Origin of the sequence: Streptomyces vulcanius, assembly GCF_042653945.1 — a bacterium.
Taxonomy (GTDB): domain Bacteria; phylum Actinomycetota; class Actinomycetes; order Streptomycetales; family Streptomycetaceae; genus Streptomyces; species Streptomyces mangrovi.
Genome location: NZ_JBHSFK010000006.1, coordinates 220,995 through 235,819 on the forward strand (window position 1 = coordinate 220,995; position 14,825 = coordinate 235,819).

The 14,825-nt window shown below is 72.5% G+C and carries 10 protein-coding genes; 6 read left to right on the forward strand and 4 right to left on the reverse strand.

The annotated features are described in order from the left end of the window. The first annotated feature begins 29 nt into the window (after nucleotides 1-29). The 5 genes from ACFPIH_RS11815 (at nucleotide 30) to ACFPIH_RS11835 (ending at nucleotide 9,278) form a co-directional block, all read left to right on the forward strand. Entirely contained in the window at nucleotides 30-1,583 is a 1,554-nt protein-coding gene (locus ACFPIH_RS11815) for a TIGR02677 family protein (RefSeq protein WP_381174120.1), read from the forward strand. Next, nucleotides 1,580-2,836 (forward strand): TIGR02678 family protein, encoded by a 1,257-nt coding sequence (locus ACFPIH_RS11820; RefSeq protein WP_381174122.1) that lies wholly within the window; start codon nucleotides 1,580-1,582, stop codon nucleotides 2,834-2,836. The genes ACFPIH_RS11815 and ACFPIH_RS11820 overlap by 4 nt, the downstream gene beginning before the upstream one ends. Beyond that, nucleotides 2,833-6,960, forward strand: a complete 4,128-nt coding sequence (locus ACFPIH_RS11825; protein ID WP_381174124.1) for a TIGR02680 family protein — start codon at nucleotides 2,833-2,835, stop codon at nucleotides 6,958-6,960. The genes ACFPIH_RS11820 and ACFPIH_RS11825 overlap by 4 nt, the downstream gene beginning before the upstream one ends. Continuing rightward, nucleotides 6,951-8,258, forward strand: a complete 1,308-nt coding sequence (locus ACFPIH_RS11830; protein ID WP_381174126.1) for a TIGR02679 family protein — start codon at nucleotides 6,951-6,953, stop codon at nucleotides 8,256-8,258. The genes ACFPIH_RS11825 and ACFPIH_RS11830 overlap by 10 nt, the downstream gene beginning before the upstream one ends. 354 nt (nucleotides 8,259-8,612) lie before the next feature. Next, nucleotides 8,613-9,278: an isochorismatase family protein gene (locus tag ACFPIH_RS11835; protein WP_381174128.1), complete on the forward strand. Its 666-nt coding sequence runs from the start codon at nucleotides 8,613-8,615 to the stop codon at nucleotides 9,276-9,278. Between the two features lie 77 nt (nucleotides 9,279-9,355). Here ACFPIH_RS11835 and ACFPIH_RS11840 read toward each other — a convergent pair whose 3' ends face one another. Further along, nucleotides 9,356-10,663: a lysine N(6)-hydroxylase/L-ornithine N(5)-oxygenase family protein gene (locus ACFPIH_RS11840; protein WP_381174290.1), complete on the reverse strand. Its 1,308-nt coding sequence runs from the start codon at nucleotides 10,661-10,663 to the stop codon at nucleotides 9,356-9,358. A 97-nt stretch (nucleotides 10,664-10,760) separates the two neighbouring features. Here ACFPIH_RS11840 and ACFPIH_RS11845 point away from each other — a divergent pair, with 97 nt between their 5' ends. Then, entirely contained in the window at nucleotides 10,761-11,714 is a 954-nt protein-coding gene (locus ACFPIH_RS11845) for a methionyl-tRNA formyltransferase (protein WP_381174130.1), read from the forward strand. A 57-nt stretch (nucleotides 11,715-11,771) separates the two neighbouring features. Here ACFPIH_RS11845 and ACFPIH_RS11850 read toward each other — a convergent pair whose 3' ends face one another. Genes ACFPIH_RS11850 through ACFPIH_RS11860 form a run of 3 tightly spaced genes read right to left on the reverse strand, consistent with a single transcriptional unit; the run spans nucleotide 11,772 to nucleotide 14,764 of the window. Then, nucleotides 11,772-12,644: an ABC transporter ATP-binding protein gene (locus tag ACFPIH_RS11850; protein ID WP_381174132.1), complete on the reverse strand. Its 873-nt coding sequence runs from the start codon at nucleotides 12,642-12,644 to the stop codon at nucleotides 11,772-11,774. 4 nt (nucleotides 12,645-12,648) lie between these two features. Further along, the gene (locus tag ACFPIH_RS11855; RefSeq protein WP_381174292.1) at nucleotides 12,649-13,731 is read right to left on the reverse strand and encodes a FecCD family ABC transporter permease; all 1,083 of its coding nucleotides are present in this window, start codon (nucleotides 13,729-13,731) and stop codon (nucleotides 12,649-12,651) included. Nucleotides 13,732-13,768: 37 nt separating this feature from the next. Then, complete coding sequence (locus ACFPIH_RS11860; RefSeq protein WP_381174294.1) at nucleotides 13,769-14,764, reverse strand: FecCD family ABC transporter permease; 996 nt, start codon at nucleotides 14,762-14,764, stop codon at nucleotides 13,769-13,771. Nucleotides 14,765-14,825: the final 61 nt, after the last annotated feature.

Below are 14,825 nucleotides of genomic sequence, written 5' to 3' on the forward strand. Positions count from 1 at the left end.
GGGCATGGGTCCGGAAGAATGGACCGACGATGACATCCCAGACTTCCGAGCCCGCGTCGACGTCCGTCGACTATGCCCCCTTCGCCCACCTCACCGTCCCCAACGCCCCCCTCTACCGGCGGGTGATGCGGACCTTCCTCGCCGCCAAGGAGCGGTTCGCCGTGCATCTGCGGCCGGAGGACGTGTACGCCGGCCTGGACGCGGACACCCGGCCGGTCGACGTCGAGGCCGTGGTGAAGGCTCTGGACAGTCTGGTCGGATGGGGGAATCTGCGGGCCGATCCCGATACCGCGCGGGTGACGGCGGTCGAGGACTTCTACCGGAAGCGGTTCATCTACCAGCTCACCCGGGCCGGTGAGGCGGCCGAGGCGGCGCTCGGGACGTACGACGAGGTGCTCGGGCGGCGCGGGGAACTCCAGGCGGTCGCGCTGCACGACATCGTCACGCAACTGCGGGCGCTGCTCGTGATCGCGGCGGAGGACGAGCCGGATCCGGCCAAGGCGTACCTCGCCCTGGCTGTACTGACCGCACGCTTCACCGACCTCGCGGACAACGCCCGCGCCTTCATGGGGTCGCTCCAGCGGACCATCGACCTGCACGACATCGAGGTCGAGGCGTTCCTCGCGTACAAGGACCGGCTGATCCAGTATCTGGAACGGTTCATCCAGGATCTGATCACCCTGGGCGGTCGGATCGCCCTGCTGATCGGGGAGTTGGAGGAGCAGGGACGGGTCGGGCCGCTGCTGAGGCTCGCCGCCGTCCGGGAAGCCGCCGACGCGGCCCCCGAGGACGCCGAGCACGCGGAGGCGACGGCATACGAGAAGTGGGTCGCCCGGTGGTCCGGGCTCGCGCAGTGGTTCGTGTCGGGGGAGGGGCGGGAGTCGCAGGCCCGGCTGCTGCGGGGGCGGGCATTGGGTTCCATTCCGCAACTTCTCTCTGTCGTAAGGCAGTTGAACGAACGGCGGGCCGGGCGCTCCGACCGTTCGGCCGACTTCCGGGCGCTGGCGCGCTGGTTCGCGCAGGCGCCGGACGACGCGGCGAGGCACCGGCTGTGGCGGGTGGCGTTCGGGCTGCACTCCTCCCGGCACCTCACCGTCGACGCCGACACCCTCGCCGAGCGGACGGCCGCGCCGGAGCCGGCCTCGACCCCGTGGAGCGAGGCCCGCCCGTTGCGGATCAGCCCTCAACTGCGCCGTACCGGCAGCTACGAACGGCGTGGCAAGCCGCGCCGGGTGGCCGACCGGAGCGAGGCGAAACGCAGGCTCGCCGAACTCGCCGCCCGGCAGGCGGAGCAGACGGGCGCGGCGCGGGCCCGGCTCGCCACGGGCGGCACGATCCGGCTGTCCAGCCTGGACGAACTCGACCCGCTCGCGTTCCAGTTGTTCCTGAGCCTGCTCGGTGACGCCCTCGCCACCTGGCGGCCCGGCACGACGACCACCACGGCCACCAGCGGGGACGGCTCGATGGAGATCCGGCTGACCGCGCTCGACGACGGTTCGACCGCCGAAGTGCACACCCCGCACGGGGTGTTCAGCGGTCCCGATCATCTGATCGACATCGCCGACCTAGTGGAGAAGCGATGACCGGCCCCCTCACCGAGGTCCTCGACGGGCAGCGCGAAGCCGATCTGCAGCGGGCCGCGCGAGCCCTGCTGAAGGAGCCGCTGCTCATCGCCGACGGGCCGTACGCCGACGAGTTCCGTCTGGTGCGCCGGCACGCCGCCGAGCTGCGGGAGTGGTTCGAGCGCAACGTCGGCTGGACGCTGCGCACGGACGCCGACGCCGCACGGCTGCGCAAGACACCCGGCACCCTCACCGACGTCACCCACCCGGCACGCGAGGCCGCCCGGACCGCCCTTCCCTTCACCCGCCGCCGTTACGTCCTGCTCTGCCTGACGCTGGCCGCGCTGGAGCGGGGCGAGTCGCAGGTCGCGCTCGGGCGGCTCGCCGAACAGGTCGTCCTGGCGGCGGCCGATCCCGAACTCCTCGCCGCCGGGATCACGTTCACCCTGGAGCGGCGCGACGAGCGCCTCGACCTCGCGGCCGTCGTACGACTGCTGTTGCGGTTCGGTGTGCTGCGGCGGGTGGCTGGCGACGAGGAGGCGTACGTCAGCGGATCGGGGGACGTGCTGTACGACGTACGGCGGCGGGTGCTGGCCGGGATGCCGGCGTCCCTGCGTGGCCCGTCCATGATCGGGGCCGAGGACTTCGAGGAACGCCTGGTGGAGATGACGGCGCGGACCGCGCTCGACAGCGACGAGCTGAGGTTCCGCGCGATCCGCTGGAAGCTGACCCGCCGTCTCCTCGACGACCCGGTGCTCTACTACGACGAGTTGGCCGACGGCGAACTCGCCTACCTCACACGGCAGCGCGGCTTCATCACCGCCCGCATCGGTGAACTGACCGGTCTGGTGGCGGAGATCCGTGCCGAAGGCATCGCCATGGTCGATCCCCTGGACGACCTCACGGACGTACGTATGCCGGAACAAGGCACGCACGGTCATATCACCCTGCTGCTCGCTCAGCATCTGGCGCGGGCCGACCGACCTGTCGAGCCCGCCGAGTTGGCGTCCCGGGTACGCGAACTGGCCCTGGAACACGGCGGGTTCTGGGCCAAGTCGGCGAGAGAGCCGGGAGCCGAGCCCGAGCTCGTGGAGCAGGCTCTGAGGAAGCTGCTGGCGCTGAGGCTCGTCGAGCGCACGGCACGGGGTGTCGTGTCACGGCCCGCCCTCGCGCGGTACGCGGTCGGTGAGACCGTCGTGAGAGAAGCAGGACCCGCCCGACGCCCGGCCGCGCCGCCGGGCGTGATCGGCACGACCGTGAAGGACGAACGGTGAACCGCGCCCTGCCCGCGCTCCCCAGCCCCGCGCCCGGCCGTTGGCGGCCCCTGCGGATCGGGCTCGTCGACCTGTTCCACTACGACGTGGAGGAGTTCTGGTTCCGCGACGGCCGGCTGCTGCTGCGCGGCAACAACGGCACCGGCAAGTCGAAGGTACTCGCCCTCACCCTGCCGTTCCTGCTGGACGGAGACCTCTCCGCCCGCCGCGTGGAACCCGACGGCGACCCGGGCAAGCGGATGGAGTGGAACCTGCTCCTGGGCGGCGAACACCCGCACCCGGAACGGCTCGGCTATACCTGGATCGAATTCGGACGGCTCGACGAGATCTCGGGCGAGCCGCACTTCCGTACGCTGCTCTGCGGGCTCAAGGCGGTCGCCGGACGCGGTATCGCCCGCCACTGGTTCGCGGTGACGGACCAGCGGATCGGAGCCGAGCTCCACCTGCTGGACGCCACCGGCACGGCCCTGTCCCGGGACCGGCTCGCGGAGGCCGTCGGTGGCCGGGGCATGGTCCACGACACCGCGAAGACCTATCGCCGAGCCGTCGACGAAGCCCTCTTCGGGCTCGGTGAGCGGCGCTACGGCGCACTCGTCGACCTCTTGATCCAGCTGCGCCAGCCCCAGTTGTCCAAGCGGCCGAACGAAGCCGCGCTGTCCCGGGCGCTGACGGAGGCACTGCCGCCGATGGACCAGGCGGTCGTGGCCGACGCGGCGGAGGCGTTCAGATCGCTGGACGAGGAGAAGGAGGAGTTGCGGGCGGCGCGCGAGGCGGAACAGGCGTCGTCGGCGTTCCTCGACCACTACCGGCGCTACGCCCGCATCGCCTCGCGGCGCCGGGCCCGCCTGCCGCGCCGCGAACACGCCCGGTACGAGAACCTCCAGCGGGAACTCATCAAGGCACAGGGCGACCGGGAACAGGCCGTGACGGACCGGACGGAGGCCCAGGAGCGGGGCGCCGCACTCGACGAGCGGGCCGCGCGGCTGAGCGCCCAGGACGCCGCGCTGCGGAGCGGACCCGAGATGCGCGACGCCCGCGCACTCGACCAGGCGGCTCTCGACGCCTCCCGCACGGCAGGGGAGCTGACGCGTGCCGAGGCGGACCGGCGGACGGCGGCCGAAGCACACACCCGGGCCCTGGGCCGCCTCGCCACCGCGAACAACCGGCTCACCGGTGCTCAGCGGACCCTGGACGACGTACTGGGCCACGTCGCGGAGAGTGCCGCGGCGGCCCGCTTGGAGGCGCCCAGGACGCAGGGAGCCCCCGACGCGGTCCTGCGCCGGGCGGCCGACGAGGCCACAGCCAGCAGGCGGCGCGCCGTCGAGCATGTGGAGGCCCTCGCCACGCGGGCCGAGCGGACCGAGGAGACGCGCCGGGCCGCCCGGCTCCGCGCCGGCGAGGCGGACGAGGAGGCCGTACACAGCGGGGAGCGGCTGGCCGAGGCGCGGGAGGAGGTCGCCGGGGCGGGGCGGGCGCTGGTCACAGCGGTGCGGGAACATCTCTCCCGGTGCGTGGAATTGCGGATCACCGGGCTGCCCGGGATCCTCGACGCGGTCCAGGACTGGCTGGCCGGCCTGGACGGCCCCCATCCGGCACACGCGGCGGCGGCCGAGGTCCACCGCGCGGTCGTCTCCCGGATGGCCGACCGGGCAGCCGTTCTGGCCCATCGCGAGGCGGCGCGCGCGGAACGCCACCGCACGGCGACGGAAGAACTGGCGGCCCTCGAAGCGGGTGGCGAACGCGGTCCGTCGGCTCCGTACACCAGAACACCCGCCGTCCGGGACCAGGGCCTCGGCGCCCCCCTGTGGCGGCTCGTCGACTTCCGGCCGCATCTCACCGAGGCCGAACGCGCGGGGCTGGAAGCGGCGTTGGAGGCGTCGGGACTCCTCGACTCATGGGTGAGGCCGGACGGCAACGCGGTCGCGGCGGACGGCCACGACGTGCTGCTCGATCCCCTCGGCACGCCAGGAGGGGGCGGCCTCGACCGCGCGCTGAATCCGGCGGTCAACCACGCGGACGTGCGGGCAGCGGCCGTGGGGGAGGAGACGGTCGGGCGTCTGCTCGCCTCGATCGGGCTGGCCGGAAAGAACGGCGACGGGCCGGAGGAGGTCTCCTGCGACACCTGGGTCTCCACGGACGGCCGCTTCCGCGTGGGTGCGCTGACCGGAAGCTGGGGGAAGGACAGCGCCCAGTACGTGGGAGAAGGAGCGCGGGAACAGGCGCGCCGCGTCCGGATCGGCGAAGTGCGCGCCGAACTGGCCGCGTTGGCGTCGGAACGGGAGCAACTCGCCGGGGAACTGCGGGCCGTGGCCGACCGTCGCGAAGTACTCGACGCCGAGTTCGCCGCGGTACCGGGTGACGACGGCCTGCGGCACGCCCACGCGCGCGTCACCGCCGCGGCCGACGCCGCCCACCGGGCCCGTGTCCGGCAGGGCGAGCGGGCCGAAGAGCTGGCGCGGGCGGCCGCGGAGGCCGACCGTGCGGCGGCCGAACTCACCGAGACGGCGGGCGCCCTCAACCTCCCTGCCGACCGGGCGGGGCTGGGCGCCGTACGCCAGGCGCTCGCCGACCACACCGCTCTGCTCGCGGCGCTGTGGCCCGCGCTGCGCGAGCGCGCGGAGGCCGGGCACGCGGTCACCGGGGAGCAGGCGGAGACCGACCGCGCCGGACAGCGCGTCGCCGAACTCGCGGAGCGCACGACGGAGACGGCACGGCTCGCCGCCGCGGCGGACGAGCGCCTCACCACCCTCCGATCCACCGTCGGAGCGGCCGTCGCCGAACTCCAGCGGCGGCTGGAGGAGACAGCCGCCGCCGTGCACGTCTGCGAGAGCGAACGGCGCCGCGCCCGGGCGGACTTCGGTGACGCGGACCGGCGCGGCAGCCACGCCGAGGGCCGCATCGAGCGGCTCGCCGAGGACGTCACCGACGCGACCGCCGCGCGGGAACGGGCCATCGCGGCACTTCAGCGCTTCGCCGCGACGGGGCTGCTCACCGTCGCCCTTCCCGGCATCGGCGTACCGGACGACGACGGCGGTGTCTGGGCGGCGACCCCCGCGGTCCAGCTCGCCCGCGCCATCGAGTCCCAGCTGTCCTCCGCCGACGACTCGGACGCGGCCTGGGAGCGGGTGCAGAAGCGGCTGAGCGAGGAGTTCGGCAGACTCCAGGACGCGCTCTCCCGGAACGGCCACACCGCCACCGCCCGTTCGGGCGAGGACGGCATGCGGGTCGACATCGTCTACCAGGGCCGCGAACGGGCCGTTCCCGAACTCGCCGAGGCGCTGGCCGTCGAGGTCGCCGAACTGACCCGCATCCTGTCCGCGCACGAGCGCGAGATCCTTCAGAACCATCTGATCACCGAGGTGGCCGGCACGCTCCAGGAACTGATCGGTGCCGCCGAACGGCAGGTGCTCGCCATGAACAGGGAACTGGAGGAGCGCCCGACCTCGACGGGAATGAAACTGCGGCTGGTGTGGCGGGCGTCCCGCCGGGCCCCGCAGGGACTGGCCCAGGTCCGGGAACGGCTGCGTCAGTCCGCCGACGCCTGGTCACCGCTGGACAGGGACGCGGTCGGCGCGTTCCTCCAGGAACAGATCGCCCGCCGGCAGGCCGACGACAGCACCGGCAGCTGGGTGGAGGACCTCACCGCCGCCCTCGACTACCGCGCCTGGCACGAGTTCGGCGTCGAACGCCACCAGCACGGGAAGTGGGTACCGGCCACCGGCCCCGCCTCGGGTGGCGAACGGGTCCTGGCGGCGTCCGTGCCCCTCTTCGCCGCGGCGTCCTCGCACTACGCGAGCGCGGGCGGCGCGTACGCCCCACGCCTGGTCACCCTGGACGAGGCGTTCGCCGGCGTGGACGACGACTCCCGCGCCAAGTGTCTCGGTCTGCTGCGCGCCTTCGACCTCGACGTGGTCATGACCAGCGAGCGGGAATGGGCCTGCTACCCCCAGGTACCGGGCATCGCCATCGCTCAACTCTCCCGCGTCGACGACATCGCCGCCGTTCTGGTCACCCGTTGGGTGTGGGACGGCAACGACCGACGGCGCGGCCCGGAGCCGTTCGCCGGGCCGACGCGGATCCCGGTGCAGCGCGACACCACGGAACAGGAGTCCTCGTGGACGTGACTCCCACGGCGGGGCAGTCTCCGGCGCCGCGGGACGGCGGACTCGGACGGGGCGACAGGGAACGCCTCGGTCGGTTGCTCGGCGACCCCGGCCTCGCCTGGCTCGTGGAACGCGTCCGGCAGCGGATGGCAGCCGGCCGGCCGCTCACCGGCACGGTGACCCTGGCACACCCCGACGACCCGCAACGCCGCGCGGCCGAAGGCCTCCTGGGACGTGCACCGCGCGCGGGCCGTTCCCTCAGCGTCCGCCTCGACACCGTCGACGCGATCCTGCGCCGCTCCGGCGCCGGACCGGACGGCCTGGCTGCCGCCGTCGTGGCCCTCACCGGACCCGTGCCCCTGAACGCCGAGGTGCGGGCCGGCGAGGAACGGGCCTGGGAGCAGGCGTACGCCCCGCTCGCCACCCTGGACGCCGAACTGGCCGACTGGACGGAACGGATCCGCAAGGACGGTCTCGTACGGCGGCTCGCGCGCACACCGGAAGCGGCCCGCCCCTTGGTGGAGGCAGCCATACGGGCACTGCGCTCGCTGCCGGCCGTACCCCCGACGTCACGCGCGACGTTCGCGGCACGCCATCTCTCCGGCGCCCACGCGCTGGACGAAGGCACGCCCCTTGCCGCGCTGGTCCTCTCCGGACTCCGTGTCCTCACGGGCTTCCCCGACGGCGCCGGCGCGGAATGGCGACGGGAGGCATGGGCGTCGGGGGGCCTCCTCAAGGACGACGTGTCGTCGACCGTCCTCTGCCTCAATCTGCGTGGTACCCCGCCCCTGGACTGGATGGCCGACGCGGGCGAGCCCGTCGTTCTGACGCTGCGCCGCCTCACCCGTCAGCCGTCGGCGCCGGCCGTTCCGGCGACGGGCACCGTCCATGTGTGCGAGAACCCGGCGGTTCTGTCCGCCGCCGCCGACACCTTCGGCGCGGCCTCCCCGCCCATGGTGTGCGTCCAGGGGCAGCCCTCGGCCGCCGCCCTCACCCTGCTGCGCGGTCTGAGTGCCCAGGGATCCGGTCTGCTCTACCACGGCGACTTCGACTGGGGCGGCGTGCGCATCGCCACGGCGCTGCGCAGAAGCGTCCCGTGGCGGCCGTGGCGCTACACGGCCGCCCACTACCTGGCGGCACTGGCCGAGCCGGCCGGCGCCCTGCAACTCACGGGCTCACCCGCCGAGACGGCGTGGGACCCGGCCTTGGCCGTCGCTCTCGCCGAACACGGCGTACGCGTCGAGGAGGAGGCCGTTCTCGACGATCTGCTCGCCGACCTCCGCGACGTCATCGATTCCCGGGCCGGGGAGTCCGCATGACGGAACTCGCGGGGACGCGTCGGTGAGGCTGAAATGTCAGGGGTGGCCCTCGACGTCCGGTCGGCAGCTTCCGCAGGGTTTCGGTTGCGATTGCCTCCCCGCGCCGTGATGGTTAGGTTAGCCTAACCTTTTATCGTTGATCTCCGGCCGGGCGCCCGGGCCAGGGGTGCGGGGTGTGCCGAGTCGTGCGCGCTCCGTGCGGTGCGGCGGGGCCGGGTGCCGGACCCCGTGGCGGTGCCGCGAGGACGGTTCGCTCGGCGGCGCGCAGGCGGTTCGGGGGTGCGGCCCCGGCATGCACGCGGATCCGAGGGCAGGGCGCAACCCCCGTCGAGTCGACCGCGAAAGGCGGATCCCATGCCGTCCCCCGACATCGTCCCGTACGCCATGCCCGGTGCGCCGTCGCTGCCCGTCGACGGTCCGGCGTGGAGTATCGATCCGCGCCGCACCGCGCTGCTGGTGCAGGACGTGCAGAAGTACTTGCTTCGCGATCTGCGCGACAGCGCGCCCGTCGGTGAACTCCTCGCCAACATAGGGAGATTGACCCGCTCCGCACGGTCCGCCGGGGTGCCCGTCGTCTACGCGGTACGGGTTCCGGGACAGCGCGGGAGCGGAGGGAGCGGAGGGGGCGGAGCGGGGTTCGGGGTGCCGGAGCCGCCGGCCGAGGCCGATGCCGTCGACGTCGCCGAGGTGGTCAGGCCGCAGACCGGGGACACCGTGCTGACCGTCAAGCGCTACAGCGCGTTCGCCGGAACCCGGCTGAGGGCCCGTCTGAAGGAGCTGGGACGCGACCAGTTGGTGGTCGTCGGCGTCGCCGCGCGCACGGAGGTGCTGCTCACCGCGGCCGACGCGTGGATGCAGGACCTGGAGCCGTTCGTGGTCGCCGACGCGGTGGCCGACCGGACGGCCGCCGACCATGCGATGGCGGTGCGGTGGATGGCCTCCACGTGCGCGGCGGTCACCTTGACCGGCTCGGTGGTGGAGGCACTGCGGGGGCGTCGGGCCGAGGCGGAGGCGGTCTGAACGGGCACCGGAGCGGAGGGGGTGGGCACCCGGTTCTCCGGGCGCCCACCCCTGCGACGTTCCCCTGAAAAGGACTTCTAGAAGGAACTCCTCCGCTTCAGGAGCGACTGGTGGATCTCCTCCGCCCTGACCGCCGTGGTCGACAGCAGCGTGCTGGTCAGACCGTGGGTGTGTTCCGTGCCGCCCTGGAGGTAGATGCCGGCCGTGACGTCGGGGGTGGTCTCCACCCGGTGGTCGCGGCCCACCCGCAGCGCGTCTCCGTCGTCCCGCAGACAGAGTTTGGCCGCCTCGCCGAGCAGCCGGCCCAGGTCGCGCGGCCGGTAGCCGGTGGCGAGGACGAGCAGGTCCGCGTCCAGCGCCTGGTGCTCACCGGTCGGCAGGAACTCCACGGCGATGTCCAGCCCGCCCTCCGCCTTCGGCTGTACGTCGCGGATGCGGGAGACGTTGAGGAAGCGCAGCCGTTCCCGGCCCGCGACCTTCTCCCGGTACGACGTGGCGTACAGCGCCTCGATCAACTCCATGTCGACGACGGAGTAGTTGGTCGAGCGGTGGTAGTCGATCAGGGACTGTTTCACCTCGGCCGGGGAGCCGAAGTACACGTCCACCGCCTCCGGGTCGAAGATGCGGTTGGCGAACGGGCTGTCGTCGGCCGGTGTGTAGCCGTACTTGGCGAACACCGCGCAGACCTCCGCTCCGGGGAAGGAGCGGTGCAGGTAGTCGACCGCCTCGGCGGCGCTCTGTCCGGCCCCCAGGACCACCGCGCGGCGCACCGGCGTGCCGGAGGCGGTGAGTTCGGTCACACGTGGGATCAACTGGCTGTTGTGCCACACGCGATCGGTCAGTTCCAGGCCGGGTGGCACATGGGGTTCGAGGCCCATGGCCACGCTGATGTTGCGGGTCCGGTGCCGGACCGTGCGGCCCGGGTCCTCCGGATCCCGGGCGGCCACGTCGAAGTACGCGACGCGGCCGTCGTCGTCGCGCACCGGGTCGACGGCGGTGACCTCACTGCCGTACTCGACCATGCGGCCCATCCGCTCCGCCGCCCACTCGAAGTACTGGTGGAACTCGGCGCGGAGCGGAAAAAGTGTCTTCTGGTTGAGAAAATCGATCAATCTGTCCTGCTCCCGCAGAAAGCACAGGAAGCTGAAGTCGCTGGTCGGGTTGCGCAGGGTGACCAGGTCCTTGAGGAACGACACCTGCATGGTGGCATCGTCGATGAGCATGCCCCGGTGCCAGCCGAACCGGGGCTGGCGTTCAAGGAAGCGCGCCGCGAGGCGATCCTCCTCCGGGAGACCCGTGTTGTGTTCCTCAACTGCGATGGCCAGTGCGAGATTCGACGGGCCGAACCCTATTCCGAGGACATCATGGACGATGTCGGATTCCATGAGCGGTGACTTCACCGTGCATCGCCTCCCTCAGGCAGCCACATGTTAGATAAGGTTAGCCTTACCTAGCAATGGAGTCGTCGAAGGGGAGAACCCGATGCGGGTCGTCATGCTCGGCTACCAGACCTGGGGTCACCGCACCCTCCAGGCGCTGCTCGAGTCCGATCACGAGGTCGTCCTCGTCGTCACCCATCCGAAAAGCGAGCACGCGTACGAGAAGATCTGGGACGACAACGTCGCCGAACTCGCCGAGAAGCACGACGTCCCCGTGCTGCTGCGCAACCGGCCCGACGACACCGAACTCCTCGCGGCGGTGCGCGAGGCCCGGCCGGACATCATCGTGGCCAACAACTGGCGTACCTGGCTGCCGCCGGAGCTGTTCGACCTGCCGCCGCACGGCACGCTGAACGTCCATGACTCGCTGCTGCCGTCCTACGCCGGCTTCTCGCCCATCATCTGGGCGCTCGTCAACGGCGAGGAGCGGGTGGGCGTCACCGCGCACCGGATGAACGGCGACCTCGATGCGGGCGACATCCTGGTGCAGCGGTCCGTGGTGGTCGGCCCCGCCGACACCGCCACCGACCTCTTCCACCGGACGGTGGACCTCATCGCCCCGATCGTGCGCGAGTCCCTCGACCTGATCGCCTCCGGTCGGGACGCGGGTCAGTGGATGGCGCAGGACCGCAGCCGGGCCAGCTTCTTCCACAAGCGGTCCCTCGAGGACAGCCGCATCGACTGGAGTTGGCCCGCGGAGCGCCTGGAGCGGCTCGTACGGGCCCAGTCGGACCCGTACCCCAACGCCTACGCCTTCCATCGCGGAGAGCGCCTCAGAATCGTTTCCGCAGCTGTCTCCGAGGGGCGTTACGGCGGCACCCCGGGCCGTGTCTTCATCCGCGAGGGCGACGGCGTGGTCGTCGTGGCCGGCCCCGAAGCCCATACCGGCCGTCATCCCGGTCTGCTCGTCCGGCGCGTCCGCACCGAGGACGGCACGGAACTCGCCGCGACGGACTACTTCCGCACGATGGGCGGCTATCTGACCTCGCGCCCGTAAACACCCCATGCACGCACCGGGGGCGCCGCCGATTCCCACGGCGGCGCCCCCCCCACGTCAGTCGGTTGCCACCACCGTGGCGTCGTGGTGACGGCCCAGCGGGATCACCAGCGGTGTGCCGCTGACGGGGTCCGTCGTGATGCGGCAGCGCAGGTCGAAGACGTGTTCCACCGTTTCCTCCGTCACCACCTCGGCCGGCGCGCCCTCGGCGACGATACGGCCGCCCTTCATGGCGATGACGTGATCGGCGTACCGGCAGGCATGGTTGAGGTCGTGCAGGACCATGACGACCGTGCGCCCCTCGCGGCGGTTGAGGTCGGTGATCAGGTCCAGTACGTCGATCTGGTGGGCCAGGTCCAGATACGTCGTCGGCTCGTCGAGCAGGAGCACGGGGGTGCCCTGGGCCACCGCCATGGCGATCCAGGCCCGTTGCCGCTGGCCGCCGGAGAGTTCGTCGACGGGGCGGTCGGCGAGGTCGGTCAGACCGGTCGCCGCCAGGGCGCCGTTCACGGCCTCCTCGTCCGCCGCCGACCACTGCCGCCACCAGGTCTGGTGCGGGGAGCGGCCCCGCCCGACCAGGTCGAGGACCGTCAGTCCCTCCGGGGCGACCGGCGTCTGCGGCAGGATGCCCAGCTTGCGGGCCAACTCACGGGTGGGAATGGAGCGCAGGGGCGCGCCGTCCAGCTCGACGACTCCCTGGCGCGGGGTCAGCAGGCGGGCCAGTGCGCGCAACAGGGTCGACTTGCCGCAGGCGTTGGCGCCGACGATGGCCGTGATCCGGCCGGTCGGGACGGCCAGCTCCAGCCCCTCGACCACCGTCCGCCCGTCGTAGGCGAGATGGAGGTCGTGCGCCGCCAACCGGGGCCCGGGGGGCGTGTGTTGCCCCGCCTCGGTCTCGGTCTGCGGGGTGCGCGAGTCGGTGGACGCCATGCGATCAGCCTCCTGAGCCCGCGCGGTTGACGCGGATGAGCAGCCAGAGCAGGACCGGCGCGCCGAGCACGCCGGTGACGATTCCCACGGGCAGTTCCGTACCGGGGATCGCCTCACGGGCGATCAGGTCGGACCCGAGGACGACGAGGGCGCCGGTGAGACCGGAGACGACCGGCGGCGGCGACGCCATCCCGGCGAGCCGCTGGGCGATCTGCGGCGCGGCCAGTGCCACGAAGGCGACCGGCCCGGCCGCCGCCGTACCGAACGCGACCAGCCCCACACCCGCCAGCAGCAGCGCGAGCCGCACCTTCTGGACCGGTGTACCGAGCCCGGCCGCCACGTCGTCGCCGAGTTGCAGCGTGCGCATCCAGCGGCCCATGGCCAGCGTGACCGGCAGCAGCACCAGCATGGACAGCGCGAGGGTGTCCACCTGGTCCCAGGTACGGCCGTTGAGGTTGCCCACCAGCCAGCCGACCGCCGCCTGCGCCTCGAACCGGCTGCCGCGCGCCACCAGGAAGTCGGTGGCGCTGGTGCAGATCCACGAGACGCCGATGCCGACGAGGATGATCCGGTAACCGGTCGCACCGCGTTTCCACGCCAGCGCGTAGACGAGCAGGGCGGTGGTGAGCGCGCCGAGCAGCCCCAGCGACGTCAGGCCGAGACCGCCGGTCCAGCCGAGCACCAGCGCCGCCACGACGGCCGTCCCGGCCCCCTGGGTCAGCCCGATCATGTCCGGGCTGGCCAGCGGGTTGCGGGTCATCGTCTGGAACACCGCCCCGGACACCCCGAAGGCGATGCCGACGAGCAGTCCGGTGAGCGCGCGCGGCAGCCGCAGGTCCTGCACGACGATGACCGTGCCGGGATCTCCCGCGCCCCACAGCGCGCGGATCACGTCGGCGAACGGCACCGGATAGTCGCCGAGGGTGAGCCCCCAGCAGAACAACAGGAAGGCGGCGACGCCGACCAGAACCCCGGTCAGCAGCAACCGGGGCCGCAGGACGCCCGACACGGGCGGCACGGCGAGCCGGAACGGCCGGCCACGGAGGGTGGTGTACGGCGATGGCGGCGCCGGTGCCTTGGCGGGCACCGGCGTGGCTGCCGGGGGAGCGGACCGGGCGGGCACCTCACACCTCCGCGAGTTTCCGTCGACGTACCAGGGCGATGAAGAACGGACCGCCGATGAAGGCCACCAGGACGCCCGCCTGGATCTCGCTCGGCCGGTCGACGAGCCGGCCGACGATGTCCGCGGTCAGCAGCAGCACGGGCGCGATGGCGGCGGACAGCGGCAGCAGCCAGCGGTGGTCGGGGCCGATGCCGGCCCACTGGGCCAGCACGCGCGCGATGTGCGGCACGACCAGGCCGAGGAAGACCACCGGGCCGATCACGGCCACCGAAGCGCCGGTCAGCAGCACGATCGCGGTGACGCCCTGGAGCCGTACGAGGCCCAGCCGGCGGCCGAGCGAGGCCGCCATGTCGTCGCCCAGGGCGAGGCTGTTGAGAGCGGGGGCGCAAGCCAGCGCGAACACCGCGCCGACCGCCAGGAACGGCAGGATGCGCAGCAGTTCACCGGAGTCCTGGTCGGCCAGCGAGCCCGCCGACCAGAAGCGGTAGCGGTCGAGGGCGTCCGGGTCGGTGAGGACGATCGCACTCGTGGCCGACGACAGCATGGACGTGATGGCGACCCCGGCGAGCGCGAGTTTCACGGGCGTCGCCCCGGAACGGCCCAGCCGGCCCAGGAAGAACACCACCACGCTCGCCACCAGCGCCCCGACGAAGGCGAACCACACATAGCCGTACACGGATGTGATCCCGAACACCCCGACCGCGAGGACGATCGCGAAGGCCGCGCCGGCGCTCACCCCGAGGATGCCCGGGTCGGCGAGCGGATTGCGGGTCAGCGCCTGCATCAGCGCCCCGGACATACCGAGCGCGGCGCCGGTCGTCAGCCCCAGCAGGGTGCGGGGGATCCGGACCGACCAGATCACGTTGTCGACGATCTTGCTCGACGCGTCCCCGAACAGGGCACGGACCACCTGGTCGAGCGGGATGCTCAGCGCGCCCAGCGCCACGGAGAGCAGGGACAACAGCACCAGCAGGCCGACGACGACGCCGACCAGCACCGAGCTGCGCAGCTTCTTGCCTGGAGCCACTGGCCTCTCTCCACGTCATCGCCCGTTCGAG

What these genes read in the sequence shown, in the direction of transcription:
- ACFPIH_RS11815 (WP_381174120.1), top strand. Translation starts at nt 30, where the DNA reads ATGACATCCCAGACTTCCGAGCCCGCGTCGACGTCCGTCGACTATGCC.
- ACFPIH_RS11820 (WP_381174122.1), top strand. Translation starts at nt 1,580, where the DNA reads ATGACCGGCCCCCTCACCGAGGTCCTCGACGGGCAGCGCGAAGCCGAT.
- ACFPIH_RS11835 (WP_381174128.1), top strand. Translation starts at nt 8,613, where the DNA reads ATGCCGTCCCCCGACATCGTCCCGTACGCCATGCCCGGTGCGCCGTCG.
- ACFPIH_RS11840 (WP_381174290.1), bottom strand. Translation starts at nt 10,663, where the DNA reads ATGGAATCCGACATCGTCCATGATGTCCTCGGAATAGGGTTCGGCCCG.
- ACFPIH_RS11845 (WP_381174130.1), top strand. Translation starts at nt 10,761, where the DNA reads ATGCGGGTCGTCATGCTCGGCTACCAGACCTGGGGTCACCGCACCCTC.
- ACFPIH_RS11850 (WP_381174132.1), bottom strand. Translation starts at nt 12,644, where the DNA reads ATGGCGTCCACCGACTCGCGCACCCCGCAGACCGAGACCGAGGCGGGG.